This window comes from Algiphilus sp. (assembly GCF_965216485.1).
Lineage (GTDB): Bacteria > Pseudomonadota > Gammaproteobacteria > Nevskiales > Nevskiaceae > Algiphilus.
The window spans coordinates 2,004,300-2,029,516 of the sequence record NZ_OZ244162.1; the positions used below are offsets into that span (position 1 = coordinate 2,004,300).

Genomic DNA, 25,217 nt, shown 5'->3' on the forward strand with positions numbered 1-25,217 from the left:
CCTTCATGCCCAGCTTCACGAACTCATGAGCGAACAGGACGCAACCGAAGCAGGGGAGAACGACGGCGGCAAGGTCGTGCGGCTACGCCGCCGCAAGGAACACGCCTTTACCCTGGCTTCCGACTGGCCGCCGGCCGGTGATCAGCCGCAGGCCATCGAATCTCTCGTGCAGGGTCTCAATGACGGGTTGTTGCATCAGACCCTGCTGGGCGTCACCGGCTCGGGCAAGACCTACACCATCGCGAACGTCATCAGTGAGGTACAGCGGCCAACGCTGATCATGGCGCCGAACAAGACCTTGGCCGCCCAGCTCTACGGCGAGTTCAAGGCCTTCTTCCCGAACAACGCGGTTGAGTACTTCGTCAGCTATTACGACTACTACCAGCCCGAAGCCTACGTGCCGTCGACCGACACCTTCATCGAGAAGGACAGTTCGATCAACGACCACATCGAACAGATGCGGTTGTCGGCCACCAAGGCATTGATGGAGCGGCGGGACGCGATCATCGTGGCTTCGGTCTCGGCGATCTATGGCCTGGGTGATCCCGAGTCCTACTTCAAGATGGTGCTGCACGTGGTGGTGGGCGACCGCATGGGCCAGCGGGAAGTCATCCGCCGACTCACGGAAATGCAGTACACGCGCAACGACATGGAACTCAAGCGCGGCACCTACCGCGTGCGCGGCGAGACCATCGACATCCATCCCGCGGAATCGGACGAGCAGGCGGTCCGCATCGAACTCTTCGACGACGAGGTCGAAAGCATCAGCTATTTCGACCCGCTGACGGGGGAGGTGCACCAGAAGGTGCCGCGCGCCACCATTTACGCCAAATCGCACTATGTGACTCCGCGGCAGCGCCTGCTCAATATGTTCGATGCCATCAAGGAGGAGCTGCGCGAGCGCCTGGAATACTTCCGCGCCGAAGGGAAGCTGCTGGAGGCACAGCGTCTGGAGCAGCGCACCACCTTTGATCTGGAGATGATCCAGGAAATCGGTTACTGCTCCGGCATTGAGAACTACTCCCGTTATCTCTCCGGCCGTGCCGCCGGCGAACCCCCACCGTGTCTGTTCGACTATCTGCCGCCGGACGCGCTGGTTGTCATCGACGAGTCGCATGTCACCGTGCCGCAGATTGGTGGCATGTACCGCGGTGACCGCGCGCGCAAGGAAACCCTGGTCGAATACGGCTTCCGCCTGCCGTCCGCCCTCGACAACCGGCCCCTGAAGTTCGAGGAGTTCGAGCGTCTGGTGCCGCAATCGATCTTCGTATCGGCCACTCCCGGCCCCTACGAAGCCGAGCACACCGAACAGGTGGTCGAGCAGGTCGTGCGGCCCACCGGGCTCGTCGACCCGGCGGTGGAAGTGCGGCCCGTCGGCTCGCAGGTAGATGATCTGCTTGGTGAGGCGCGTGTTCGTGCGGAGCGGGACGAACGCGTGCTGGTCACCACGCTGACCAAGCGCATGGCCGAGGACCTCACCGACTATCTGCACGAGAACGGTGTGCGGGTGCGCTACATGCACTCGGATGTGGATACCGTCGAACGCGCGGAGATCATCCGCGAGCTGCGTCTGGGCAGTTTTGATGTTCTGGTGGGCATCAACCTGTTGCGTGAGGGCCTTGATCTCCCCGAGGTGTCGCTGGTGGCCATTCTCGATGCGGACAAGGAAGGCTTCCTGCGTTCGGAACGCTCGCTGATTCAGACCATCGGCCGTGCCGCCCGACATCTGGAAGGGCGCGCGATCCTCTACGCCGACAAGATCACCGACTCCATGCGTCGCGCCATCGACGAAACCGAGCGCCGCCGAGACAAGCAGCTCGCGCACAACAAGGTACACGGCATCACGCCCAAGGGGATCCGCAAGCGCATCGACGACGTCATGCACGCAGGCTATGAAAAGGCGGTGGAGGGCGGCACGGACCGCAGGTTGAAGGCGGCAGAGGCACCAGCCGGATACGAGCGCGTGCCCGCGGACCAGATCGGCAAGAAGATTGCGAAGCTGGAGAAGGAAATGTTTGAAGCGGCGCAGAATCTCGAATTCGAGAAGGCGGCCCGACTGCGCGATGCCGTGCGCAAGCTGCGTGAAGAAGGATTGATCAGCGCCGCATGACCGAGCATTCGGCTGCGAATTTTGCACTGCACATCGTGTTACTGACAGGTTAAACCCTACAACTTTGGTGCAGTGCAGAAGCGCACCGGGCATGGGGCCGCTATGATGCGCACCCCTTCACACGCCTGAAACAGACCATGCGCCTGCTGATCGCTCTCCTGACGGCTTTTCTTCCCGTCATGGCTACCGCGGCCGAAACCCCGCAGACATTGGATTTGACAGGCTCCGCCGTGGGCATCATCGCGCTGTGCGTCTTTGTCATTGCCTACGTGCTGGTGGTGGCGGAGGAGTGGCTACATCTGCGCAAATCGATTCCTGTGCTGCTGGGTGCGGTGATCATCTGGTCCATGATCGGTGCGACCTACGCCGCCATGGGCGATACCGAGATCGTCCATCGCACGGTGCAACACAGCCTGATCGAATTTGCCGAGCTGTTCCTGTTCCTGCTGGTCGCGATGACCTACATCAACACCCTGGACGAGCGTGGCGTCTTCGATGCCCTGCGCGGCTGGCTGGTCTCGCGCGGCTTTTCCCTGCGCACCCTGTTCTGGCTGACAGGGCTCATCGCCTTCTTTCTGTCGCCCATCGCAGACAACATGACCACGGCGCTGGTCATGGCCTCGGTGGCCATCGCGGTAGGGGCAGGACACCCACGCTTCGTCACCGTGGCCTGCATCAATATCGTGGTCGCCGCCAACTCGGGCGGCGCCTGGAGTCCCTTCGGCGACATCACGACACTCATGGTGTGGCAGAAGGGGGTTTTCCCGGCACATGAGTTCCTCGTGCTGTTCATTCCCGCATTTGTGAGCTGGATCATTCCGGCGGCCATCATGGCGACGCAGGTACCGAAGGCCACGCCGGAGCCGCTGGCGGTGCGCCCGGTGGTGCGATTTGGCGGCTTGGTCATCATCGGCATGTTCATCGGCACCATTGCCCTCACCGTCACCCTGCATGCGGCCTTCCACCTGCCGCCCGCGCTGGGCATGATGGGTGGCCTGGGTGCGCTGATGCTGATGAACTACACGCTCAACCGCGTAGGCGCCTTGCACAAGGGCGGGGAGGTCCACCATCACCTGATCGACCAGGGCGGCCTGAGTGGTGCCGAGAGCAGCGACCCGCATCAGCAGACCAAGGGGCCGCGCCTCAACACCTTTAACCAGGTGGCGCGTTCGGAGTGGGACACGCTGCTGTTCTTCTACGGGATCATCATGTGCGTCGGTGGCCTCGGCACGCTGGGCTATCTGTCAGTGGGTTCCGAAATGCTCTACGGCGAACTGGGTCCGACGGTGACGAACATCCTCATGGGGGTCATCTCGGCGGTCATTGACAATATCCCGGTGATGTTCGCTGTACTGAGCATGTATCCGGACATGAATGACGGTCAGTGGTTGCTGGTCACGCTGACGGCCGGCATCGGTGGCTCTCTGCTGGCCATTGGCTCGGCGGCCGGAGTAGCGGTCATGGGTACGGCCCGCGGCTACTACACCTTCTTCGGCCATCTGCGTTGGTCGTGGGCGATCGCGCTCGGTTATGCCGCGGGTATCGCCACCCACTTTCTGCTCAACGGGGAATACTTTACCTAGGCCTATTGCCCCTGGCTGCGCATGTCTATACACTTCGCCGCCTTGCAGGCGCGTAGCTCAGTTGGTTAGAGCACCACCTTGACATGGTGGGGGTCGGTGGTTCGAGTCCACTCGCGCCTACCAAGCCTGAAGAAAGAGCCCCGTACGCCGGGGCTTTTTTGTGTCTGACAGGCAGCCTGCGGGTGGACTCTCACCACCGACCCTGCGGGTCGGGGTTGCGCGGCCCGTCCATGGGCCGCGCCCTTCGGGTTCGCTGCGCTCACGCGAAACCGCGTCCTGCGGTTTCGCCGAGTCTACTCGCGCCTACCAAGCCTGAAGAAAGAGCCCCGTACGCCGGGGCTTTTCTGGGCCTGACAGACTGCCTGGCGGTGCCCCCCAATCCGTCGGAGTGAGCCATGCGCAACTGCCTTCCTTGAGAGGGAGTCCCCGTTCACCGATGGCAGTACGCCTTGATCCCAGGCTTGACGTGAGCGCGATCAGGGCGTGCTTGAGGGGCAGGCGCTCGCTTCTGCAGCGTGCATGGAGAAGGGCGCGCATGGGGCAAAGTGCTAGAATCCAGCGCCGCTGGTCACATGCGCAGCGTGTTGTGCTTCACTTTGCGCGCATGACCTATCGATATTCGGGTGAATTTTGAATTCGGGAGCAGGAAAGGGAATGGACGAGAAGGTACTGGCTGAAACAGCACGCAAGATGGTGGCCCCGGGGCGCGGCATTTTGGCCGCGGATGAATCGACCGGAACGATCAAGAAGCGCTTCGACAGTATCGACGTGGAAAGTACCGAGGAGCATCGCCGCGCCTATCGCGATCTGCTTTTCACGACACCCGGTGTCGAGGAATACATCAGCGGCGCCATCCTGTTCGAAGAGACACTCTTTCAGGCAACCTCCGACGGTACCCCCTTCCCGAAATTGCTGGCCGATCGCGGAATCGTTCCGGGCATCAAGGTCGACAAGGGTGCCAAGCCCTTGGCCGGAGCAGAAGGCGAGACCGTGACCGAGGGCCTTGATGGTTTGCGCGAGCGCCTGACGGCCTTCCGCGAGGCGGGGGCGCTCTTCGCGAAATGGCGCGCGGTCATCACGATTGCTGATGGCTTGCCTTCCGAATACGCCATTGCGACCAATGCCCACGCGCTGGCGCGCTACGCGGCCTTGTGCCAGGAGGCGGGCATTACGCCTATCGTCGAGCCAGAAGTCCTGATGGACGGCGACAACACCATTGGCGTGTGTGAGGCGGTGACGCGCCAAGTGCTCGACGCCACCTTTGAGGAGCTGCGCCTGCAACGCGTGCTTCTCGAAGGCATGGTGCTGAAGCCGAATATGGTGATTTCCGGCAAGAAGTGCCCGCAGCAGGCCAGCGTCAACGAAGTGGCTGAAGCCACGGTACGCACGTTGCGGCGGTGCGTCCCCAGTGCTGTCCCGGGGGTCGCCTTCCTGTCGGGCGGTCAGTCCGACGAATTGGCGACCCAGCATCTGGATGCGATGAACAAGCTGGGCTCCGCGCCGTGGGCTTTGACCTTCTCCTATGGTCGTGCGCTCCAGGCGCCTGCACTGAAGGCATGGGGCGGCAAGAGCGAGCGTGTCGAGGCAGCGCAGAAGGCCTTTTTCCATCGCGCCAAACTCAATGGCCTTGCCGCAACGGGGCGGTATAGCGAGGCCATGGAGGAAGCCGCCTAGGCGTCGCAGCAGCCCGTGCCGGTCCCGCAGCCAGACGGAAGGCGGTGATGGCACGCATTGAGGATGCGCTGAAGCAGAACCCGGTCTTTGCCACCCTCGGCAGGATCGGGCGCGCGCGTCTGTCGCGTCAGTGCGAGTTGCTCCGCATTGAAGGCGGAGAGGTGCTCTACCGGGAAGGGAGCCCGGGCGACGGGCTCTATCTGGTCGCCCACGGACGTCTGCGCGCCGAACGTGAGACGGAGCAGGGCACGGAAGTGGTCCGCGAACTGCGCTCCGGCGAGATGATGGGCGGGCTCTCGCTTATGGCCGGCATGGCGCATCGCGCAACCTTGCGGGCGGTAAGAGACAGCGAAGTATTGCGCATCCCCGAAGGCGCAGTGGAGCGTTTGCTGTACCGCCACCCGACCTTTGGGCGAGAGGCCATGCGCCGCTGGCTGCAGGCGGTTCTCTATGCGCCGCCGCGACGCGTTGGCGATGAGCGCCGCAGCGCACGCACCTTGGCGATTGTGCCCGCCCACGAGGGCGCGCCCGTGGAAGTGGTCGCCGATCATCTGATCAAGTCGCTCGCAGAACGCGATTCGGTCGTCCGAACCGACGGTCACTGCCTGGATGGACCCGGGGTGCAGCGGCGTTGCGATTGGGACCTGACCTCACCCGAAGGGGTCGCGTTGCTCGACGGCCTTGAGTCGGACTACCGCTTCGTTGTCTATATGGCGCGCCAGAACGATGACGCGTGGTGTGGTCGATGCCTGCGCCAGGCGGATCGCGTGATTGTCGTGGCATCGTCCGGGGTAGCGGCCCGTGCCTCGGCCCTGAGCGAGCGGATGGGGCGCCTCGAAGGGCGGGCCGAACCAGAAGTGGTCATCGTGGGCGCAGGCGCCAGCGACCGGCTTGCCTGGCGCGCGCTGTACGGGGCAAGGATGCATCACCGCGTAGAGGTGGGAGACCGGGCCGCCTTCGATCGCATGGTGCGCTTGCTGACCGGCCAGGCCATTGGTCTGGCGTTGGGCGGCGGAGGCGCAAGAGGTTTCGCGCATATCGGCCTGTTCCGGGCCATGGAGCGCCTGGGTCTGCGCGCCGATCTTATCGTTGGCACCAGCATGGGCGCATTGATGGGGGCCCTCTATGGAACCGGACATGACGCCCAGGCGACACGGGCCATTGCGCACGACATGTTCGTGGCGCGCAATCTACTGAATGACTTTACATTGCCGCGGGTCTCGCTGATTCGTGCCCGCCGGGCACGGCTGCACCTGGAGCAGTTGTTCGGCAAGACGCGCATTGAGGAAATGCGCGGCTATTTCGCGTGCATGACAACCAATCTGACGCGCGCTACCCCGGAACTGCATGACAATGGCCAACTGGCGCATTGGCTCGTCGCCAGCATGTCGGTGCCGGGGGTGGCGCCGCCCATCATCTATAACGGTGATGTACTGGTGGACGGGGGCGTGCTGACGCCGGTGCCGTCCAATGCCCTTGCGGATCTGGGGCGCGGTCCGGTCATCGCTTCCGACGTGTCGGCGGACGAGAATTTCGGCGTGCGCCGTGGTGAGTCAGTGGGGGAGACGGCTGAACGGATCAACATCTTCAAGCTGCTCTATCGCACGGCCACGCTGTCGACCCGTGACGAGCTGGAAGCGCGAGCCGCGCGGACCGACCTCTATCTCCGGATGCCAGTGGCGGGCACGGCAATGTTCGATTGGGAACACTTCGATGACATCATCGACCGCGCCACCGAGCACGCCGAAGAACGGTTGACACAGTGGCTGCAGGACGCCGACCGCGAGTGAGGGACTCAAAGGTACCACCGTCGGTGCGCGCTTTTCCTAGGGTATTTCAAGCAGTAAGCGCCCGAGCAAGGCCTCATAAATGCGCGCCAATGGATCGAGATCGGCGATCCGAACGTGCTCATCGATCTGATGGATGCTCGCATTGATGGGACCGATTTCCACGACTTGTGCCCCTGCGGGCGCGATGAAGCGGGCATCCGAGGTACCGCCTGCCGTGGACATCTCGGGATTCCGCCCGGTCACGGTCTGGATGGCCTCGACGGCGGCGCGCGTCAGACTGCCGCGTTGGGTGACGAAGGGATCGCCGGACACGGTCCATTCCGCAACGTAATCGGGGCAGTGCTTGGCGATGATGCGCTCGCTGCGCGCCATCAGCGTGGTGGCGCTGGTCACCGGGGAGTGGCGGAAATTGCAGAGCGCCTCGGCACTGCCCGGAACCACATTGGTGGCGCCGGTGCCAGCATTCAGATTCGACACCTGGAAGGAGGTCGGCGGAAAGTCCTCGTCGCCGTCGTCCCAGTGTTCGTTGGCCAATTCCGCCATGGCGCGGCTGATGCGATGGATCGGGTTGTCGACGCGGTGCGGGTAGGCGACGTGACCTTGGCGGCCGTCGACGCGTAACCGCAGATTCAGCGATCCGCGACGGCCGATCATGATGCGGTCCCCCAACGCCTCCACGCTGGAGGCTTCTCCGACGACGGCAAAATCAGGGCGTACATCGCGCGCCAACAGCTGCTGCATGACGTGTCGCGTGCCGTGGCGGGCCGGGCCTTCCTCGTCACTGGTGAGCAGGAAGGCGATGCTGCCGTCGAGCGTCTCGCGCGCGAGGAAACGCTGGGTGGCAGTCACCATGGCCGACAGGCCGGACTTCATGTCCGCTGCGCCGCGGCCATAGAGCAGACCATCGCGCTCCACGGGTTCGAAGGGCGGGCTGGTCCAGCGGTCCAGCGGACCGGGCGGCACGACGTCCGTGTGTCCGGCGAAGACCAAGAGTGGCGCCCGATTGCCGATGCGCAGCCAGGTGTTGTGCACGCCGCCGGCATCGAAGTGCTCGCAACTGAAACCGAGGGGCGTCAGGGCGTCACTGATCAGCTGCGAACAGCCGGCGTCCTCGGGTGTGACCGAGGCGCAGGCGATCATTTGCTCCAGCAGCGCGCGGGTCGGGCCGCCCTGGTGGTCGGGATACTCTGTCACGGCCGCTTCAGACGTCGCGCAGCAGCGCGTTCAGGCCGACCTTGGCGCGGGTGCCGGCGTCGACCTTCTTGACGATGACCGCGCAATTGATGCTGTAGGCGCCGTTGTCGCGCGGCAAGGAGCCGGCCACCACGACCGACCCGGCCGGTACGCGCCCACGCAGGGTTTCTCCGGTCTCGCGATCGTAGATGGGGGTGGACTGGCCGATGAAGACGCCCATGGAGATGACGCTGTCGCGTTCCACGATGACGCCTTCCACGATTTCGGAACGGGCACCGATGAAGACGTTGTCCTCAATGATGGTCGGGTTGGCCTGCAGCGGTTCCAGCACACCGCCGATGCCGGCACCGCCGGACAGATGCACGTTGTCACCGATCTGGGCGCAGGAACCCACGGTCGCCCAGGTATCCACCATCGTGCCCTTGCCGACCCAGGCACCGATGTTGACGTAGGAAGGCATCAGCACGGCGCCGGGCGCGATGTAGCTGCCGCGACGCACCGCCGCCGGAGGGACCACGCGTGCGCCCTGGGCCTGGAAGTCGGCGTCGCTCCAATCGGCGTACTTGAGCGGCACCTTGTCCCAGCCGCGCAACGCGCCCATCTCCACCGGTGCATTGCCGTGCAGGCGGAAGGACAGCAGCACGGCCTTCTTCAGCCACTGGTTCACCTGCCATTGGCCGGTACTGTCCGGTTCAGCGACGCGGGCCGCACCGGTGTCGAGCAGCTGGATGCAGGCCTCGACCGCCTCGGTGACCTCGGTGCTCTGAGGGGTGACATTGTCGCGGTCTTCCCATGCCGCTTCGATGGCGGCCTGGAGTGCTTGTTGGTTCATGAATAGCGCTTGTTGTTGGAGTGGGTTAGGGGCTGTCGTCCATCGCCTTGACCTTGTCGGCGATGTCATCGCACAGGGCGTCGGCGGCATCGGCGTCGACCAAGGGTTGGTCGCTTGCATCCGTGACATAGAAGATGTCTTCGGCGCGTTCGCCAATGGTGGCGATTTTCGCGGCGTCGAGACGCACGCCGTGCTCGGCGAAAACCTCACCGACCAGCGACAGCAGGCCCGGGCGATCGCCACTGACCAATTCGATCACGGTGCGGTCGCGCGCATCTTCGGCGTAGTGGCGCACGATGGTAGGCGTATCGAAATGCCGGAGCTGGCGCGAGGCGCGACGCGAGACGCGCACGGGTTCGAGCACCTCCGGTTGCAGGCGTTCGCGCAATGCTGCCTCGATCTCTTCGCGACGGCTGCTGCCATCAATGGCGCTGCCATCCCCCTCGATCACGACATAGGAGTCCAAGGCGTAGCCATCGGCAGTAGTGTTCAGCCGGGCATCGAGAATGCTCAGGCCAAGCTGCGCGAGGACGCCCGTGGTGACCGCGAACAGGCGGTCGCGGTCGAGCGTGTAGACGAAAACGGTGGTGCCGCGCTCCGCCACATCCTCGACCAGCACCAAGGTGTCCTGCGGCGCCGCCTGCAGCAGCGCCGGCAGATGCCAGGCTAATTCTTCGGGTGTATAGCGCAGGAAATAGTCGTCATCGAGGCGCGTCCAGATGCGCTCGGCATCGCCTGCGTCCAGACCGCTCAGCTGCAGCGCCTGCTGGCGGCGCTCTGCGACCACTTCCCGGGTGTCCTGTGGATTCTCGATGCCGCGCTCGAAGGCGGTGGCGGTAGCCCGATAGAGTTCTTCCAGCAGCGACTTGCGCCAGCTGTTCCAGAGCTTGGGGTTGGTGGCCCGGATATCGGCGCAGGTCAGCAAGAAGAGGTAGTCCAGTCGGGCGCGCGAGCCGACCTTCTGAGTGAATTCACTGACCACGTCCGGATCGGAGATATCCATGCGCTGGGCCGTCAGCGACATCAGCAGATGGTTGCGCACCAGCCAGTCGACCAGCTCGGCGTCCGCGTGTGACAGGCCATGATTCAGGCAGAAGCGCTTGGCGGTATCGGCACCGATGGTGGAATGATCACCGCCCTGTCCCTTGCCGATGTCGTGAAAGAGACCACCGAGATAGAGGAGGTCACGGCGTGGGATGCGCTGCATGACCTCATGACAGAAGGGGAGTTCGTCACGGAAGCGCTGCATCGCCATCCGGCGAAGGTTGCGCACCACATAGAGTGTGTGCTCATCCACGGTCAGCGTGTGGAAGAGGTCGTACTGCATATGACCGATGACCTTCCCGAAGTCCGGCAGGTAGCGGCCAAGCACGCCATAGCGGTTCATGCGGCGCAAGGCGCGGGTGAGGCCGCGCCCCTCGCGGAACATGAGAATGAAGAGTTCGCGAGCATGCAGCGTTTCGCGTAGACCTTCGTCGACCAGGCGGCGATCGCGCCTAATCAGGCGCAATGTGCTGGCGCCAATCCCATGCACCTCCGGGTGGCGCTGCAACTGCAGAAAAATCTCGATGAGTGCCCAGGGCTGTTCACGGAACACGTTATCCCGCCGCACTTCAATGAAGTGACTGCGGATGCAGAAACGCTCGTTGATGATCTGCGGCTCCTCGGCCGCGGCGTTGTCCAGAATGGCCTGCTCGAACAGCTGCAGCAGCATGTCGTTCAGGCAGGTCAACATCTTGATGTTGCGATAGTAGAGCTGCATGAACTGCTCGACTGCGAGCGTGGAATCTGCATCCACATAGCCGAAAAGCGTTGCGACCCGCACCTGGTGATCGAATAGCAGTCGATCCTCCTTGCGCCCGGTCAGCATGTGCAGCGCGAAGCGGACGCGCCACAGGAAGTCCTGACCGGCATACAGTTCGTCGCATTCCTGCTTGCTCAGGAAGCCGCGCTCGCGCAGATCGCGCAGCGAGCCGGCGCCGAAGTGCCGCTTGGCGACCCAGGCCACGGTCTGGATATCGCGCAGTCCGCCCGGGCTTTCCTTGACATTCGGTTCCAGCTTGTAGCCGGTGTCATCAAACTTGGCGTGACGACCCTGCTGTTCCTTCAGCTTGGCGCGGAAGAAGGTCTGGCTTGGCCAGACGTGATCCGGGCCCAGGGCCGCTTCCAGGTGCTCGACCAGTAGCGGCGCGCCAGCCAGCAGTCGATGCTCGGTGAGGGTGGTGAAGATGCTCAGATCTTCACGCGCCTGCGCCTGACAGTCCTGCACCGTGCGCACCGAGGCACCGACTTCGAGGCCGATATCCCACAGCATGGCCATGAAGCGCTCGAGCGCACCGCGATGCTGCTCCAGGCCGGCGTCGCTATGCAGCACCAGAAGATCGACATCGGAGTGGGGCAGCAGTTCATTGCGTCCATAGCCTCCGACCGCCAGCAGCGCGAGGCCCTCGCTGGTCTCGCCCAGATGCTCCTGCCATGCCGTGCGCAGCACCTCATCCACCAGCATGGAACGGGCCTCGACCAGCGCATCGGCGGGTGCGCCCTCGTGGAACAGCGTCTGCAACCGGTCCGCCCCCCAGCGCAGGGTATCGCGATAGATCTCCGTGCTGAGGCCGCCGGATGTGGGCTGCAGGCGCCGGCGAACGCTCTCGAGGCTGAAGGCGGACTCGGCGTGAGCGGACACGGTTGGGCTTTCCATGAGGCGATTGTGCGCGTTTCAGACTGCGCCGTCGCGCAGGGTCAGGACTTCGTAGCCCGTTTCCGTCACGAGGATGGTGTGCTCCCACTGCGCAGACAGCTTGTGGTCGCGCGTGACCACGGTCCAGCCGTCCGGCAGCTCGCGCGTGCCCGGAGCACCGGCGTTGACCATGGGCTCGATGGTGAAGGTCATGCCGGCCTTCAGGGCCTGTCCCGTGCCGGGCTTGCCGTAGTGCAGTACCTGCGGATCCTCATGGAAGCCGCGGCCGATGCCATGCCCGCAATACTCGCGGACCACCGAAAAGCCCTCAGCCTCGGCCACCCTCTGTACCGCGTGACCGATATCTCCCAGCGTGGCACCCGGCCGTACGACCTCGATACCTGCCACCATGGCTTGGTGCGCAGTTTCGCACAGGCGTCGTGCCATCACCGAAGGTTCGCCAACGTAATACATCTTGGAGGTATCGCCGTGCCAGCCGTCTTTGATGACGGTCACGTCGATATTCATGATGTCCCCGCGCTTGAGCTTCTTCGGCCCCGGAATGCCGTGGCAGACCACGTGGTTGACCGAGGTGCAGATGGCGCCGGGGAAGGGCGGACGGCTGCTTCCAGCGGTATAGCCGATCGTGGCGGAGGTGCAGCCGAGCGGACCCTGCACGTACTCCCGCGCAAGGTCATCGAGCTCGCCGGTGGTGATGCCAGCGACGACGTGAGGTTCCAGGTACTGCAACACCGAGGCGGCTGCCTGACAGGCTGCGCGCATGCCGTCCTGTTCCGCCGCGGACTTGATCGTAATGGCCATTCAAATGCCGCCGTTGTGGGCAAAGGGCGCGGCATGGTATAAAGCGCGCCCTCGTTTGGCAATGCAGCTTGCATGCCGTTCAGGGCGTGGTCCAGCCGGTTCTTGCGGTCTGGATGGCGAAATTCCATTCGCGCGTCGAGCTTGGGTGTTTTCCCGATGGGGAAATCTGCAACACACGCCGCGCGATCTGCTGACAACCCAAGGAGTCACCATGGCCGATATCACCATGCGCCAGCTGCTGGAAGTGGGCGCGCATTTTGGACACCGTACGCGGTATTGGAACCCGAAGATGGATGCATACATCTTTGGACACCGCAACAAGGTGCACATCATCAACCTCGAGCACACGCTGCCGATGTTGAAGGATGCCTGCAACTATGCAGGCAAGCTGGCCGCCAACGGAGGCACGATCCTCTTCGTCGGCACCAAGCGCGCTGCTCGTGACGTTGTAGAGCAGGAAGCCCGCCGCTGCGGCATGCCGTACATCAACCAGCGTTGGCTGGGCGGGGCGCTGACCAACTTCAAGACGATGAAGCAGTCGATCAATCGTCTGATCGAGATGGAGAAGCAGGTCGAGGATGGCTCGATCAACAAGCTTCCCAAGAAAGAACAGCTCGAGTTCCAGCGCGACCTCGCCAAGCTGCAGCGCTCGCTCGGCGGTATCAAGCACATGAACAGCCTGCCGGACTGCCTGTTCGTCATCGATACCGGTTATGAAGACATCGCCGTGAAGGAAGCCCGCAAGTTGGGCATCCGCATCATCGCGGTGGTGGACAGCAACAACAGCCCGGATGGCATTGACTCGGTCATTCCCGGCAATGATGACGCTACGCGCGCCATCAAGTTTTACTGCCAGTGCATCGCCGACGCCGTCATTGACGCCAAGGGTGCGAACACCGTCGGCGGCGCCGCACGCGATGCCGAGACGCAGATGGCCGCAGCGGCTCCCAGTGAACAGGCCGACGACACGCAGGAGGCATCGGCATGAGCATTTCCGCAGCACTTGTGAAGGAACTGCGCGAGCGTACCGGCGCCGCGATGATGGACTGCAAGAAGGCCCTCCAGGCGACCGATGGAGACATCGACGCCGCTATCGAAAAGATGCGCAAGGACGGCATGGCCAAGGCCGACAAGAAGGCCTCGCGCGTCGCTGCCGATGGCACGATTGCCATCGTCGAACGCGATAACGCCGTCGCCATGGTCGAGGTCAACAGCGAAACCGACTTCGTCGCCAAGAATGAGGAATTCATCGCGCTGGCCGACAAGGTCGCCACGCTGGCCATCGAGCACCGTCCGGCCGACGTCGAGGCGTTGCTGGCGATCGATGACGGCAACGGCACGCTGGAAGAGCAGCGCCGTACCCTGATCGCCAAGCTCGGGGAGAAGATGGATATCCGTCGCTTTGTCGTGGTCGACAACGCCGGCGGCCCCATTGCCACCTATCGCCACGGTCAGCGCATCGGTACGGTGGTCGCACTGACCGCCGGCGAGGACGCCGAACTGGCGCGCGATCTGGCCATGCACATCGCGGCTTCGAATCCGCAGTACCGTAATGCCGAGGATGTCCCGGCTGATGTGCGCGAGTCGGAGAAGGAAATCCTGAAGTCGCAGGCCGAAGACAGCGGCAAGCCGGCCGAGATCATCGAGAAGATGATCGAGGGTCGTCTGCGGAAGTACCTGGCCGAGATCACCCTCTACGGCCAGCCCTTCGTCAAGGACCCTGACACCACGGTCCAGAAGCTACTCAAGGACAAGGGCACCGACGTCGCGCGCTACGTCCGCTTTGAAGTGGGCGAGGGCATCGAAAAGCAGGAGAGCGACTTCGCGAGCGAAGTGAAGGCCACCGCGCAGGCCACAGCGGGCTAGCGTAGACTTGCGCCGCTGCACCTTCCGGGTGCAGCGGCCATTGTCCGCCCCGGCGCGCGAAGACGTGTGCCGGTCGTCTTCTACCTGCCGGAGTATCCTCGATGTCGTCGTCCCCAGTCTATCGACGCGTGCTCGTCAAGTTGTCTGGTGAAGCGTTGATGGGCGAGCTTGAATATGGCATTGCCTCGCCCGTCATCGGTGATGTGGCGGCTGAACTGAAGGCAGTGGTCGATAGTGGCTCCGAAGTGGCCGTAGTCATCGGTGGCGGCAATATTTTCCGCGGCGAAGGCCTGGCCCGAGGCGGTATCCAGCGCGTGACGGCCGATCAGATGGGCATGCTGGCCACCGTGATGAATGCGTTGGCACTGCAGGATGCGCTGGAAAAGATCGATTGCCAGACGCGCGTGATGTCCGCTATCCGGATCAATCAGGTGTGCGAGGACTACATCCGGCGCCGGGCAGTACGGCACCTTGAGAAGGGCCGTATCGTCATTCTGGCCGCAGGCACCGGAAACCCCTTCTTCACCACGGACTCTGCCGCGGCCCTGCGTGCCATCGAGATCGATGCCGAGTTGATGCTGAAGGCGACCAAGGTAGACGGCATCTATTCAGCGGACCCGATGCAGGATCCCAACGCGCATCGCATCCCGCGACTGACCTACGACGAGGTGCTGGATCGGCGTCTCGGCGTCATGGATCAGACGGCGATCGTGCTCTGCAGGGATCATCGCATGCCGCTGCGGGTCTATGACATGACCCAGCCCGGCGCGCTGGCGGGCATCGTGGCGGGTGACGAAGATATCGGCACGCACGTTCTATAGAGATTTTTACGGGGACTGTCAGGCACCATGATCGACGACATCAAAAAAGACGCCAAGCACCGCATGAAGCGGGCGATCGAAGTGCTCGAGAATGAGTACGCCAAGTTGCGCACTGGCCGCGCCAATGCCTCCTTGCTGGACCACGTCCGTGTCGACTACTACGGTACGGAAGTGCCCATTTCGCAGGCCGCCAACGTGGTCGCCGAAGATGCCCGCACGATTACCATCACGGCCTGGGAAAAGAGCATGACGGCGGTCATCGAGAAGGCCATCATCAATTCTGATCTGGGCCTGAATCCGAATACCGCGGGAACGGTGATTCGCATCAATCTGCCGCCGCTCACCGAAGAGCGCCGCAAGGAACTGGCCAAAGTGGTGCGTCACGAGGCGGAGAACGCACGCGTGGCCGTGCGCAACATCCGCCGCGACGCGAATCAGTCGGTCAAGGAACTGGTCAAGGAAAAGATGATCAGCGAGGACGACGAAAAGCGGGCGGAAAACGAGATTCAGAAGATCACCGACGATCATATCGCCCAGATCGAGTCCGTGATGGCGGCCAAGGAAAAGGAAACGCTCTCGCTCTGAGAGGATGATGCCGTCTCGTACCACAAGCCCTGAGACCCGGTCACACCCTCGCCATGTGGCCGTCATCATGGACGGCAATGGCCGCTGGGCTTCCCAGCGCGGGCGCCCCCGTGCGCTCGGTCATCGGGTGGGTGTGCAGGCGGCGCGGCGCATCGTTGAAGCGGCGGCGGATCGCGATGTGCCCTATCTGAGCCTGTTCGCCTTCAGTCAGGAGAACTGGAACCGGCCGGAGCGCGAAGTGCGCATGCTGCTGCATCTCTTCGGCCGTACGCTGCGCCGGGAAGGCGAGGGCTTGCAGCGCAATGGCGTCCGCATGCGCTTTATCGGCAATCGCGAAGGCTTTCCGGAAAAACTGCAGGTGGAGATGCGTGCGACCGAGGAGGCCACCGCCGGCAATCAACGGCTCGGCCTGTTGGTTGCACTGGGCTACGGTGGGCAGTGGGATATCTGTCAGGCCGCCGAACGTGCCCGTCAGGATGGCGTTCCGATCACCAATGAAGCTCTGAATAGCCGCCTCAGTACCGCCGGCATTCCTGAACCGGACCTGCTCATCCGGACAGGAGGAGAGCGGCGCATCAGCAATTTCATGCTCTGGCAGCTGGCCTATTCCGAGCTTTATTTCTGCGACACGCTGTGGCCGGATTTCGATGGCGCGCATCTCGATGCCGCACTGGATTGGTACGCGCAGCGCCAGCGGCGTTTTGGTTCGGTGGAGGCTTCCTGATCCATGCTCGCACAGCGCGTAGCCACGGCCATCGTACTGGTTGTTCTGTTGGGGGCGGCCCTGTTCTGGCTGGAAGGCGCCGCGCTCTACGCGGTCTTCTGTGTGGCAACGCTGGGCGCGGCCTGGGAGTGGGCCGGAATTGCCGGCATCACCGGTTCTGCCGGGCGTCTTCGTTATACCTTCCTGATTGCGGTGCTCTGTGCCGCGGCTTGGTACAGCCATGTGGAGTTTGCGTTGGCGCCCTGGCTGTGGGGCGTGGCGGCTCTTTGGTGGGCCTATACGCTGTGGCTGCTGCGCGGCTTCCCGGCCAGCATTGCGCGGCAGCGTTTTGGCAGAGGCGCCTGTCTGGCCGCCGGTCTGGTGATGCTCGTCCCCGTGCCGCTGGCACTGATCGCAATGACTGAAGGCGTGGCAGGGTGGGCGGCCTTGGCCATGCTGTTCGGTGTGGTCTGGGGGGCGGACATCGGCGCCTACTTCGCCGGCCGTGCGTGGGGACAGCATAAGCTCGCGCCATCTGTCAGCCCGGGCAAGACCCGCGAAGGAGCCATCGGCGGGGCGGTCGCTGCGCTGCTGATTGTCGTTCCCGTGGCGGCGATTTGGGTGCCGATGGATGCGGGGCAGTGGGTGCTCTTTCTGGGATTGGTCGTGCTGTGCATTGCCGCCTCCATCATCGGTGATCTGGTCGAGAGCGCCTTCAAGCGCACGGCGGGGATCAAGGATTCCGGGCGCTTGCTGCCAGGGCATGGCGGCGTGCTCGACCGGGTGGATAGCCTTCTCGCCGTGGCGCCGATCTTCGCGCTGGGACTGAGCAGCCTGCTGCGATGAGAAAGGGCGTGGTCATTCTGGGCGCTACCGGTTCCATTGGCCGCAGTGCACTGGAGGTCATGGCTGGGCTGGAGGCGCCCCCGCCATTTGAAGCGCTTACGGCCTACCGCGACGTCGATCGACTCGTTGCGCTGGCGTGGAAGCACCGGCCGCGCGTTGCCGTAATCGCCGATCCCGCGCTTGGGAGCGCGTTGGCAGATGCGCTGCGTGGCAGCGGTGTGGAAGTCGCAGCGGGCGTGGACGCATTGGCCGATGTCGCGGGCGACACGGGCTCGGATACCGTTATCTCGGCCATCGTGGGGGCGGCCGGACTGTTACCCACGCTGGCGGCCGTGCGCGCCGGCAAGCGGGTACTGATCGCCAACAAGGAGCCGTTGGTCATGGCCGGCGGCATTGTCATGGCTGCAGCTCGCGCCGCCGGTGCCGAGATTCTCCCCGTCGACAGTGAGCACAATGCGATTTTCCAGTGTCTTCCGGCCGGCTATTGCTGCGGGCAACCGCCGGAAGGGGTGGACCGGCTTATTCTGACGGCCTCGGGCGGCCCCTTCCGCACCTGGAGCCGCGCAGAAATGGCGCAGGCAACGCCGGCACAGGCGGTGGCGCATCCGAACTGGGACATGGGCGCCAAGATCTCCGTGGATTCCGCCACCATGATGAACAAGGGTCTCGAGGTGATCGAGGCACACTGGCTGTTCGCGACGCCTGCCGAGCAGATTGACATCGTGGTGCATCCACAGAGCATCGTGCATTCGCTGGTCGCCTATCGCGACGGTTCCTTTCTGGCGCAGATGGGCGCACCGGACATGCGCATTCCGATCGCCAACGCGCTGGGGCATCCCGATCGGCTCCCATCCGGCGCGGCACCGCTGGATCTGGTGCGCGCCGGGACACTGCATTTCGAGGCAGCCGACGCTGAGCGTTTCCCCTGTCTGCGTCTGGCGCGTGCCGCGATCGACGGGACCGACGCGGCACCGACCGTACTGAACGCCGCCAATGAAGTTGCGGTCGAAGCCTTCCTTGCCGAAAGGTTGGCATTTGACGCGATCGCCGCGGTGATTGAAGCCACGCTGGAAGGAGCGGGGCGGCTTGCGGTACGGGATAGTGCCGACCTGGACGCCGTCATTGGCCTTGATGCTTGGGCGCGCTCCTTCGCGTCCGAGCGCATTGCGGGAGCCGAATACACAAAATGATGAGCCTGATCTGGTCCATTGCCGGTTTTGTCGTCGCGATTGGCATCCTCGTGACCTTTCATGAATTTGGGCACTACTGGGTGGCGCGCCGCTGTGGCGTTCGCGTGCTGCGCTTCTCGGTAGGCTTTGGTCGGCCGCTGTGGCAGCGGCAAATGAAGAACGGCACCGAGCTGGTCATCGCCGCCATTCCATTGGGCGGCTACGTCAAGATGCTCGACGAGCGCGAAAGCGAAACGCCACTCCCGGAGGCGGAACAGGCCGAGGCCTTCAACCGCAAGCCACTATGGGCACGAAGCGCCATCGTGGCGGCCGGGCCGGTGTTCAATTTTGTGCTGGCCGCGGTGTTCTACTGGGCAATTCACGTAATGGGGGTACCCGATGTGAAGCCAGTGGTCGACGCGCCGCCGGCCGATACGGCCTTGTCCGGCAGCCCGATCACGGCGGAGAGCACGTTGCTTTCAGTGAATGGCAAGGCGACGCCTACGTGGACACGGGCCCGCTTGACGATCCTGGATCAGGCCATGGCCTCGGACACATTGCGCCTTGAATTGGAAAACCCCTCTGGCGCCGTGCAGCGCGTCTCGGTATCCACCGAGGGGCTGCCGGTGGATCCGGAACCCCTGTTCCAGCAACTGGGGCTGGTGCTGTACCAGCCGAGCATTCCCGCGCGTCTGGCAGAAATCATGCCGGATTCGCCGGCAGCCGCAGCCGGGCTCCGAGCCGGTGACGTGGTGGTGGCACGTGATGGCGATCCCGTCGAGAGCTGGTCGGAGTGGGTGCAGTGGTTGCGCGCCCACCCCGGGGAGCGCACCGAGCTCACCATTGAACGGAATGGTCGCCGGCAGAGCGTGATGCTCGAGGTGGGGAGCCAGATCGCAGATGGCCAGACCATCGGCCAACTCGGCGCGCGGGTCGATGTACCGGCCGATTTATGGCAGGATCGGCGCACCGTTTATCGGGAGGGCGTGCTCGAGGCCGCGGTCACGGGCGTGCAGCAAACATATTCGGTGGCCTGGCTGACCGTGCGCATGATGGGGCGCATGTTGGTCGGGGACGTGTCGGTCGATAACATCAGTGGCCCGGTCCAGATCGCGCAGTTCGCTGGACAGACCGCTGCGACCGGCTTGGTATCGTATTTGGGATTTTTGGCGCTGATCAGCGTCAGCCTCGGGGTTCTGAACCTGCTGCCCGTACCGATGTTGGATGGGGGGCATCTGCTGTATTACCTCGTGGAAGCCATCAAGGGCTCGCCGGTCTCCGAGCGGACACAGCTCGTCGGACAGCAACTCGGGCTCTTGATGCTTGCCGGGCTGATGGGGCTGGCCTTCTATAACGATCTATCGCGATTGTTCGGCTAACAACACGAGAGAATTTGATGCTTCGATTTGCCATCGCGGGTTGGCGTGCTGTCCTATTGCTGTTGCTGCTTGGCACGGCGACCGCGAATGCGGCCGAGCCCTTCTTGATTGACGAGATTGAGGTGGAGGGACTGCAGCGGCTGGAAGACGGGACGGTGCTGAGCTATCTGCCGCTGGTGGTCGGGGACGAATTGAATGCGCAGACGGCTCAGCAGTCGATCCGCTCGATCTACGACAGCGGCCTGTTCTCTGACGTACGACTGCTGCGCGACGGCGGGACGCTGATTGTGCGCGTCGAGGAACGTCCGCAGATCGTCAGCTTCACCATCGAGGGCAACGACAAGATCGGTGGCGATGAGTTGATGGAATCGATGCGCTCTCTCGGGCTGAGCGAGGGCGAGGTCTTCCGGCAGGCATTGCTCGATCAGGTGTCCTTGGAGCTGCGTCGCCAGTACTTTGCCAACGGCTTCTACGACGTCGATATCGATACGGTCGTCGACGAACTGCCCAACAATCGCGTCAGCCTCAAGATCGATGTCGTGGAGGGCAAGTCGGCCACGATCAAATCGATCAACATCATCGGCAATGAAGTCTTCGACGACGACACCCTGCGCGACGAACTCAAGCTGCAGGAAACCGACTGGATGCCATTCCAGCAGAGCGATCGCTATTCCAAGCAGCAGCTCGGTGGTGACCTGGAAGCTCTGAGCTCCTATTACCAGGATCGCGGCTATCTGCGCTTCACGATCGAAGACGTGCAGGTACAGCTCACACCGGACAAGCGCGATATCTACATCACCGTGACGGTCGATGAGGGCGAGGTCTACAACGTCGAAGGCATCCGCTTCACCGGTGAAACGGTGCTCAATCAGGCCTTTTTGAACGCCCTGGTGAGCACCCGCGCCGGCGAGACCTTCTCGCGCAAGAAGGCGACGGAGAGTGCGGACCGCATTGAAGCGGCCTTGGCCAATGTCGGTTTTGCCTTCGCTGAAGTGCAGCCCGTACCGGAGCCGGTGGATGGCAAGGATCGCGCCATTACCATCAATTACGCCATCGACCCGAAGAAGCGCGCCTACGTGCGCCAGATTCGCTTCCGGGGGAATGCCGGTACCAACGATGAAACGCTGCGACGCGAACTGCGCCAGCTGGAAGCCGCTCCTTTCTCGCAGACGGCCGTGGAGCGTTCGCGTGTCCGCATCAACCGTCTCGCCTTCATCGAGCAGACTGAAGTCGAGACGCAGCGCGTGCCCGGAACAGACGATCTGGTCGACGTCATCTTCACCGTGAAGGAGCGTCCACCCGGCTCCGTCCAGGTGGGCGTGGGCTTCTCCGGCGCCGACGGCTTCCTGATTTCGGGATCGGTGACACACGCCAACTTCCTGGGCACCGGCAATCGCGTGGCGGTCAACCTGGAAAACAACGAATTCTCCCGCCAGCTCAATCTGAGCTGGACAGACCCCTATTTCACCGAAGACGGTGTCAGTCAGACGATCAGCGGATTCTTCCGGCGGTCAGACCGCATCATTCGCTTCAGCTCCGGATTCTCGAGCAATATCCTCGGCGGCGATCTGACCTATGGTCTCCCGATTTCCGAATTCTCGACGCTGCGCGCGGGCATCGGTATCTCCGAGACCTCGATCGAGACCTTTGCCGGGCAGACCAGCGACGAAGTGTTGGATTTCGTCAACGAGAACGGCAAGCGCTTTACCGCCTTCCAGCTGCGCACCGGCATTGCCCGCGACACGCGCAACCGCACCATCTTCGTCACGCGCGGCAACCTAATCCGTCTGAATGCGGATATCGTGGTGCCGGGCTCGGATCTGCGCTATTTCAGCACCAGCCTGACCACGCAACACCACATCCCGATTTATGCGGGTTTCCTGGCGCAGATCAATACCTCGCTGGGTTATGTCGATACCTATGGCAATGCTGAAACCGTGCCGCCTTACGAGAATTTCTTCGCCGGTGGCACGCGTACGGTTCGCGGCTACCGCGACGGAACCTTGGGCCCGCGCGACACACCTTTCGACAACCCCTTCGGTGGCAAGCTACGCACAACCTCCCAGACGGAACTGATTGTGCCCTTACCGTTTGAATCGGACGGGCAGTCGACGCGCTTCTCGTTGTTCTTCGATATCGGCAACGTCTTTGCCGAGCCGGGTGATTTTGAGTTCAACGAACTGCGGCAGAGCGCGGGCGTTGCCTTCCGTTGGTTCACGCCCTTTTTGGGTATCCTCAACTTGAGCTACGGCTTCCCGCTCAACGACGAGCTGGGCGATGAGACCGACCGCTTCCAGATCAACTTCGGAACCGGCTTCTAAGCTCCCATTCCTCACCAACCATAGCGATCACCATGATGCAGAAAACTCTGATTTCCGCCTTCGCGGCCCTGCTGGTCCTGGCTCCCAGCCTCGCGAGCGCCACCGAAATCGGCACTGTGCGGGCACAGGAGCTCGTGCAGAAGTCGCCGCAGTACGAACGTGCCGAGCAACGCATGAAGGAAGACTTCGAGCGTCGTGCCAGCGAGCTGCAGGAAGAAGCCAAGGCGCTGGAAGAAGACATCCAGAAGTTTCAGCAGGAGGCCGATCTGATGTCGGCCAGCGACCGTGAAGCGCGCGAGCAGGAATTGACCACGCGCCAGAACGATTTTCAGCTCAAGCAGCGCAAGTTCCGGCAGGACGTCTCCAACCGCGAGCGTGAGCTCTTCCAGGAACTGATGGGCGAGATTCGCGGCGTGATCGAGGATGTGGCCCGTCGCAAGGGCCTGGACCTCGTCGTACCCGATCCGGTGTACGCGGCACCAAGCCTTGATCTTACGGACGCGGTGCTCAAGGAGCTCGTCAAGCGCGACGAAGAATAGGCCTTGGCAACCCAGGGGGAGCAGGGGCTACGCCTCGGCGACATTGCCGAGCGCGTCGGCCTGCATGTACAGGGGGATGCAGACCGCATCATTGTTGGGGTCTGCACCATTGAGCCGGGCAAGGCCGGCCACATCGGCTTTCTGGCCAACCCCCGCTATCGCCCGCAGCTCGCTCACACCCAGGCGGAAGCGGTGGTGCTGTCCGAGCGGGATGCGGCGCAGTTCGATGGCAATGCCCTGATTGCCAAGGACCCCTACCTGGCCTTCGCCCGTGTCGCGCGGCTGTTCGAACCGGCCGCGCGACCACTCGGCCCCCCGCTTCACGCCACCGCGGTCATTGCTGACGATGCCGTGCTGGGTGCCGAGGTGCGGGTCGGACCGCACGCGGTCATCGGCGCAGGGGTTCGCATCGCGGACGGCGCGCATATCGGGCCGCATTGCGTGATCGAAGACGACGCAGTCATCGGTGAGGACACGCATCTGGTCTCTGGTGTGCATGTTGGCGCCCGCTGCGTGCTGGGCGCGCGCTGCCGCGTGCAGGCGGGCGCCGTCATTGGTGGTCGCGGTTTCGGCCTCGCTCGCGGCCCGCAGGGCTGGGAGGATGTGCCGCAGCTCGGTCGGGTTCGCATCGGCAATGACGTGGAGGTGGGCGCCAACACCACCATCGATCGCGGCGCCATCGACGACACGGTCATTGCGGATGGCGTCAAGATCGACAACCTGGTGCAGATCGCGCACAACGTCCAGATTGGCGCGCATACGGCCATTGCCGGCTGCGCTGCCATCGCCGGGAGCACCCGCATTGGCGCGAACTGCCTGATCGGCGGTGGCGTTGGGATCAACGGCCACGTGACGCTCTGCGACGGTGTCATTGTGCTCGGATTCACGATGGTCACGCGCTCGATCACCGAACCGGGGCAATATGGGTCCGGTTGGCCAGTAGAATCGGCACGCACCTGGCATGGCCAGGTCCGCCGCCTTCGCCGGCTCGACAAACTGGAAGCGCGTGTTGCGCAACTCGAAGGCCAAGCCGGAGGCAATGCGCCCTCCGCCGAAGAACAGGGAGAGTAGGGGCAGTGGATTCGTCCATCGACATCGCCGGCATTCTTCAGCGGCTACCGCACCGGTACCCGTTCCTGCTGGTTGATCGCATCACCCATTGCGAGCCGGGTTCGCACATCACCGGGCTCAAGAACGTCACCATGAATGAGCCCTTCTTCCAGGGCCATTTTCCGGATTACCCGGTCATGCCGGGCGTGCTGATTCTTGAGGCACTGGCGCAGCTCTCCGGTCTGCTCGCCATGCGGACCGAGGACGCCGATAGCCTGGAGAAGGACAAGCGGCTGTATTTTGCGGGCATTGACGATGCGCGTTTCAAGCGACCGGTACTACCGGGGGATCAGCTGATTCTTGCAGCCGATCTGATCAAGCACCGGCGCGATATCTGGCGATTCGGAGCGCGCGCCACCGTCGATGGCGCGCTGGCTGCCGAAGGCACGCTGACTTGCGCCATCAAGGCGGTATGAACGCGGACATCCACCCCACCGCAATCGTCGAGGACGGCGCCGAGCTGGATCCGACCGTGAGCGTTGGGGCCTACAGCATCATCGGGGCCGGAGTGCGACTGGGAGCGGAGTGCATCGTCGGGCCGCATGTTGTGCTACGCGGGCCGTTACGCGCCGGGCGCGGCAATCGCTTTTTCCAGTTCTGCTCCATCGGAGAGATCTCGCAGGATCTGACCGCACGGGAGGAAGACGACACTGCAGTCGAGATCGGTGACGGCAATACCTTCCGTGAATACGTCACGGTGCAGCGCGGCACGCTCAAGGATCATGGCGTCACCACCGTGGGCAACAACAATCTGCTGATGAATCAGGTGCACCTTGCGCACGACTGCCGCATCGGCAATCACAACATCCTCGCCAATGGTGTGGCCTTGGCCGGTCATGTCGATATTGAGGATTACGCCATTCTCGGCGGCTTCACACTGGTACATCAGTTCTGCCGTATGGGTTCCTATTGCTTTACCGGCGGTGGTTCGGTCGTGCTGCGTGACGTGCCGCCGTGGGTCATGAGCGAGGGCTCGCCGGCCGGTCCGCGTGGCATCAACAAGGAAGGCCTGCGCCGGCGCGGTTTCGACGCCGAACAGATCCGCGAGGTGCAGTCGCTCTACAAGCTGCTCTATCGCGAGAATCGCAGACTGTCCGAGGTGCGCGAGCTTCTGCGCGAACGGGCCGAGACATCGCCGCAGGCGGCGCGTTTGCTGCGTTTCCTGGAGCAGTCCAAGCGCGCGGTTCAGCGCTAGC

Annotated in this window: 21 protein-coding genes and 1 tRNA gene; 18 read left to right on the forward strand and 4 right to left on the reverse strand. The window is 63.3% G+C overall.

Features of this window, described 5'->3' with window-relative positions; genetic code table 11:
* Positions 1–25 precede the first annotated feature (25 nt).
* The 5 genes from uvrB (at position 26) to ACOOFO_RS09260 (ending at position 7,157) form a co-directional block, all read left to right on the forward strand.
* The gene (gene uvrB / locus ACOOFO_RS09240; protein ID WP_420426493.1) at positions 26–2,110 is read left to right on the forward strand and encodes an excinuclease ABC subunit UvrB; all 2,085 of its coding nucleotides are present in this window, start codon (positions 26–28) and stop codon (positions 2,108–2,110) included.
* Between the two features lie 137 nt (positions 2,111–2,247).
* Positions 2,248–3,693, forward strand: coding sequence for a sodium:proton antiporter NhaD (gene nhaD, locus ACOOFO_RS09245; protein ID WP_420426494.1), 1,446 nt, complete (start codon positions 2,248–2,250; stop codon positions 3,691–3,693).
* A gap of 46 nt (positions 3,694–3,739) precedes the next feature.
* A tRNA-Val gene (locus tag ACOOFO_RS09250) sits at positions 3,740–3,816 on the forward strand.
* A 531-nt stretch (positions 3,817–4,347) separates the two neighbouring features.
* On the forward strand, positions 4,348–5,367 hold the full coding sequence (locus ACOOFO_RS09255) for a class I fructose-bisphosphate aldolase (RefSeq protein WP_420426495.1): 1,020 nt from the start codon (positions 4,348–4,350) through the stop codon (positions 5,365–5,367).
* Between the two features lie 47 nt (positions 5,368–5,414).
* The gene (locus tag ACOOFO_RS09260; protein ID WP_420426496.1) at positions 5,415–7,157 is read left to right on the forward strand and encodes a patatin-like phospholipase family protein; all 1,743 of its coding nucleotides are present in this window, start codon (positions 5,415–5,417) and stop codon (positions 7,155–7,157) included.
* A gap of 36 nt (positions 7,158–7,193) precedes the next feature.
* On the opposite strand, the gene dapE is transcribed toward ACOOFO_RS09260, so the two are convergent.
* From dapE to map, 4 genes are read right to left on the reverse strand one after another with little or no spacing between them, the layout of a single operon-like run.
* Positions 7,194–8,351: a succinyl-diaminopimelate desuccinylase gene (gene dapE / locus ACOOFO_RS09265; protein WP_420426497.1), complete on the reverse strand. Its 1,158-nt coding sequence runs from the start codon at positions 8,349–8,351 to the stop codon at positions 7,194–7,196.
* 7 nt (positions 8,352–8,358) lie between these two features.
* Positions 8,359–9,183: a 2,3,4,5-tetrahydropyridine-2,6-dicarboxylate N-succinyltransferase gene (dapD, locus tag ACOOFO_RS09270; protein WP_420426498.1), complete on the reverse strand. Its 825-nt coding sequence runs from the start codon at positions 9,181–9,183 to the stop codon at positions 8,359–8,361.
* A gap of 25 nt (positions 9,184–9,208) precedes the next feature.
* Complete coding sequence (gene glnD / locus ACOOFO_RS09275) at positions 9,209–11,866, reverse strand: [protein-PII] uridylyltransferase (protein WP_420426499.1); 2,658 nt, start codon at positions 11,864–11,866, stop codon at positions 9,209–9,211.
* Positions 11,867–11,899: 33 nt separating this feature from the next.
* Positions 11,900–12,682 carry a type I methionyl aminopeptidase gene (gene map, locus ACOOFO_RS09280; protein ID WP_420426500.1) on the reverse strand — a complete coding sequence of 261 codons (783 nt, stop codon included), beginning with the start codon at positions 12,680–12,682 and terminating at the stop codon, positions 11,900–11,902.
* Positions 12,683–12,893: 211 nt separating this feature from the next.
* Here map and rpsB point away from each other — a divergent pair, with 211 nt between their 5' ends.
* From rpsB to lpxA, 13 genes are all read left to right on the forward strand, one after another.
* On the forward strand, positions 12,894–13,670 hold the full coding sequence (rpsB, locus tag ACOOFO_RS09285; RefSeq protein WP_420429708.1) for a 30S ribosomal protein S2: 777 nt from the start codon (positions 12,894–12,896) through the stop codon (positions 13,668–13,670).
* Complete coding sequence (gene tsf / locus ACOOFO_RS09290) at positions 13,667–14,548, forward strand: translation elongation factor Ts (protein ID WP_420426501.1); 882 nt, start codon at positions 13,667–13,669, stop codon at positions 14,546–14,548. The genes rpsB and tsf overlap by 4 nt, the downstream gene beginning before the upstream one ends.
* A gap of 101 nt (positions 14,549–14,649) precedes the next feature.
* A complete protein-coding gene (gene pyrH / locus ACOOFO_RS09295) occupies positions 14,650–15,369 on the forward strand; it encodes a UMP kinase (RefSeq protein ID WP_420426502.1) in 720 nt (239 codons plus the stop codon).
* A 27-nt stretch (positions 15,370–15,396) separates the two neighbouring features.
* Positions 15,397–15,954, forward strand: a complete 558-nt coding sequence (gene frr, locus ACOOFO_RS09300) for a ribosome recycling factor (RefSeq protein ID WP_420426503.1) — start codon at positions 15,397–15,399, stop codon at positions 15,952–15,954.
* Positions 15,955–15,961: 7 nt separating this feature from the next.
* Entirely contained in the window at positions 15,962–16,678 is a 717-nt protein-coding gene (gene uppS / locus ACOOFO_RS09305; RefSeq protein ID WP_420426504.1) for a polyprenyl diphosphate synthase, read from the forward strand.
* A 3-nt stretch (positions 16,679–16,681) separates the two neighbouring features.
* Entirely contained in the window at positions 16,682–17,503 is an 822-nt protein-coding gene (locus ACOOFO_RS09310) for a phosphatidate cytidylyltransferase (protein WP_420426505.1), read from the forward strand.
* Entirely contained in the window at positions 17,500–18,693 is a 1,194-nt protein-coding gene (locus ACOOFO_RS09315; RefSeq protein WP_420426506.1) for a 1-deoxy-D-xylulose-5-phosphate reductoisomerase, read from the forward strand. Before ACOOFO_RS09310 ends, ACOOFO_RS09315 begins: the two co-directional genes overlap by 4 nt.
* The gene (gene rseP, locus ACOOFO_RS09320) at positions 18,690–20,051 is read left to right on the forward strand and encodes an RIP metalloprotease RseP (protein ID WP_420426507.1); all 1,362 of its coding nucleotides are present in this window, start codon (positions 18,690–18,692) and stop codon (positions 20,049–20,051) included. Before ACOOFO_RS09315 ends, rseP begins: the two co-directional genes overlap by 4 nt.
* A 17-nt stretch (positions 20,052–20,068) precedes the next feature.
* Positions 20,069–22,372, forward strand: a complete 2,304-nt coding sequence (gene bamA / locus ACOOFO_RS09325) for an outer membrane protein assembly factor BamA (protein WP_420426508.1) — start codon at positions 20,069–20,071, stop codon at positions 22,370–22,372.
* Positions 22,373–22,404: 32 nt separating this feature from the next.
* Positions 22,405–22,911 carry an OmpH family outer membrane protein gene (locus tag ACOOFO_RS09330; RefSeq protein WP_420426509.1) on the forward strand — a complete coding sequence of 169 codons (507 nt, stop codon included), beginning with the start codon at positions 22,405–22,407 and terminating at the stop codon, positions 22,909–22,911.
* Positions 22,912–22,914: 3 nt separating this feature from the next.
* A complete protein-coding gene (lpxD, locus tag ACOOFO_RS09335; RefSeq protein ID WP_420426510.1) occupies positions 22,915–23,982 on the forward strand; it encodes a UDP-3-O-(3-hydroxymyristoyl)glucosamine N-acyltransferase in 1,068 nt (355 codons plus the stop codon).
* Between the two features lie 17 nt (positions 23,983–23,999).
* Positions 24,000–24,437, forward strand: a complete 438-nt coding sequence (fabZ, locus tag ACOOFO_RS09340) for a 3-hydroxyacyl-ACP dehydratase FabZ (RefSeq protein ID WP_420429710.1) — start codon at positions 24,000–24,002, stop codon at positions 24,435–24,437.
* Entirely contained in the window at positions 24,434–25,216 is a 783-nt protein-coding gene (gene lpxA / locus ACOOFO_RS09345) for an acyl-ACP--UDP-N-acetylglucosamine O-acyltransferase (protein WP_420426511.1), read from the forward strand. The genes fabZ and lpxA overlap by 4 nt, the downstream gene beginning before the upstream one ends.
* Position 25,217 lies beyond the last annotated feature (1 nt).

What these genes read in the sequence shown, in the direction of transcription:
- rseP (WP_420426507.1), top strand. Translation starts at nt 18,690, where the DNA reads ATGATGAGCCTGATCTGGTCCATTGCCGGTTTTGTCGTCGCGATTGGC.
- dapD (WP_420426498.1), bottom strand. Translation starts at nt 9,183, where the DNA reads ATGAACCAACAAGCACTCCAGGCCGCCATCGAAGCGGCATGGGAAGAC.
- ACOOFO_RS09260 (WP_420426496.1), top strand. Translation starts at nt 5,415, where the DNA reads ATGGCACGCATTGAGGATGCGCTGAAGCAGAACCCGGTCTTTGCCACC.
- ACOOFO_RS09330 (WP_420426509.1), top strand. Translation starts at nt 22,405, where the DNA reads ATGATGCAGAAAACTCTGATTTCCGCCTTCGCGGCCCTGCTGGTCCTG.
- rpsB (WP_420429708.1), top strand. Translation starts at nt 12,894, where the DNA reads ATGGCCGATATCACCATGCGCCAGCTGCTGGAAGTGGGCGCGCATTTT.
- map (WP_420426500.1), bottom strand. Translation starts at nt 12,682, where the DNA reads ATGGCCATTACGATCAAGTCCGCGGCGGAACAGGACGGCATGCGCGCA.
- tsf (WP_420426501.1), top strand. Translation starts at nt 13,667, where the DNA reads ATGAGCATTTCCGCAGCACTTGTGAAGGAACTGCGCGAGCGTACCGGC.
- uvrB (WP_420426493.1), top strand. Translation starts at nt 26, where the DNA reads ATGAGCGAACAGGACGCAACCGAAGCAGGGGAGAACGACGGCGGCAAG.
- lpxA (WP_420426511.1), top strand. Translation starts at nt 24,434, where the DNA reads ATGAACGCGGACATCCACCCCACCGCAATCGTCGAGGACGGCGCCGAG.
- ACOOFO_RS09255 (WP_420426495.1), top strand. Translation starts at nt 4,348, where the DNA reads ATGGACGAGAAGGTACTGGCTGAAACAGCACGCAAGATGGTGGCCCCG.
- nhaD (WP_420426494.1), top strand. Translation starts at nt 2,248, where the DNA reads ATGCGCCTGCTGATCGCTCTCCTGACGGCTTTTCTTCCCGTCATGGCT.
- uppS (WP_420426504.1), top strand. Translation starts at nt 15,962, where the DNA reads ATGCCGTCTCGTACCACAAGCCCTGAGACCCGGTCACACCCTCGCCAT.
- ACOOFO_RS09310 (WP_420426505.1), top strand. Translation starts at nt 16,682, where the DNA reads ATGCTCGCACAGCGCGTAGCCACGGCCATCGTACTGGTTGTTCTGTTG.
- bamA (WP_420426508.1), top strand. Translation starts at nt 20,069, where the DNA reads ATGCTTCGATTTGCCATCGCGGGTTGGCGTGCTGTCCTATTGCTGTTG.
- frr (WP_420426503.1), top strand. Translation starts at nt 15,397, where the DNA reads ATGATCGACGACATCAAAAAAGACGCCAAGCACCGCATGAAGCGGGCG.
- ACOOFO_RS09315 (WP_420426506.1), top strand. Translation starts at nt 17,500, where the DNA reads ATGAGAAAGGGCGTGGTCATTCTGGGCGCTACCGGTTCCATTGGCCGC.
- pyrH (WP_420426502.1), top strand. Translation starts at nt 14,650, where the DNA reads ATGTCGTCGTCCCCAGTCTATCGACGCGTGCTCGTCAAGTTGTCTGGT.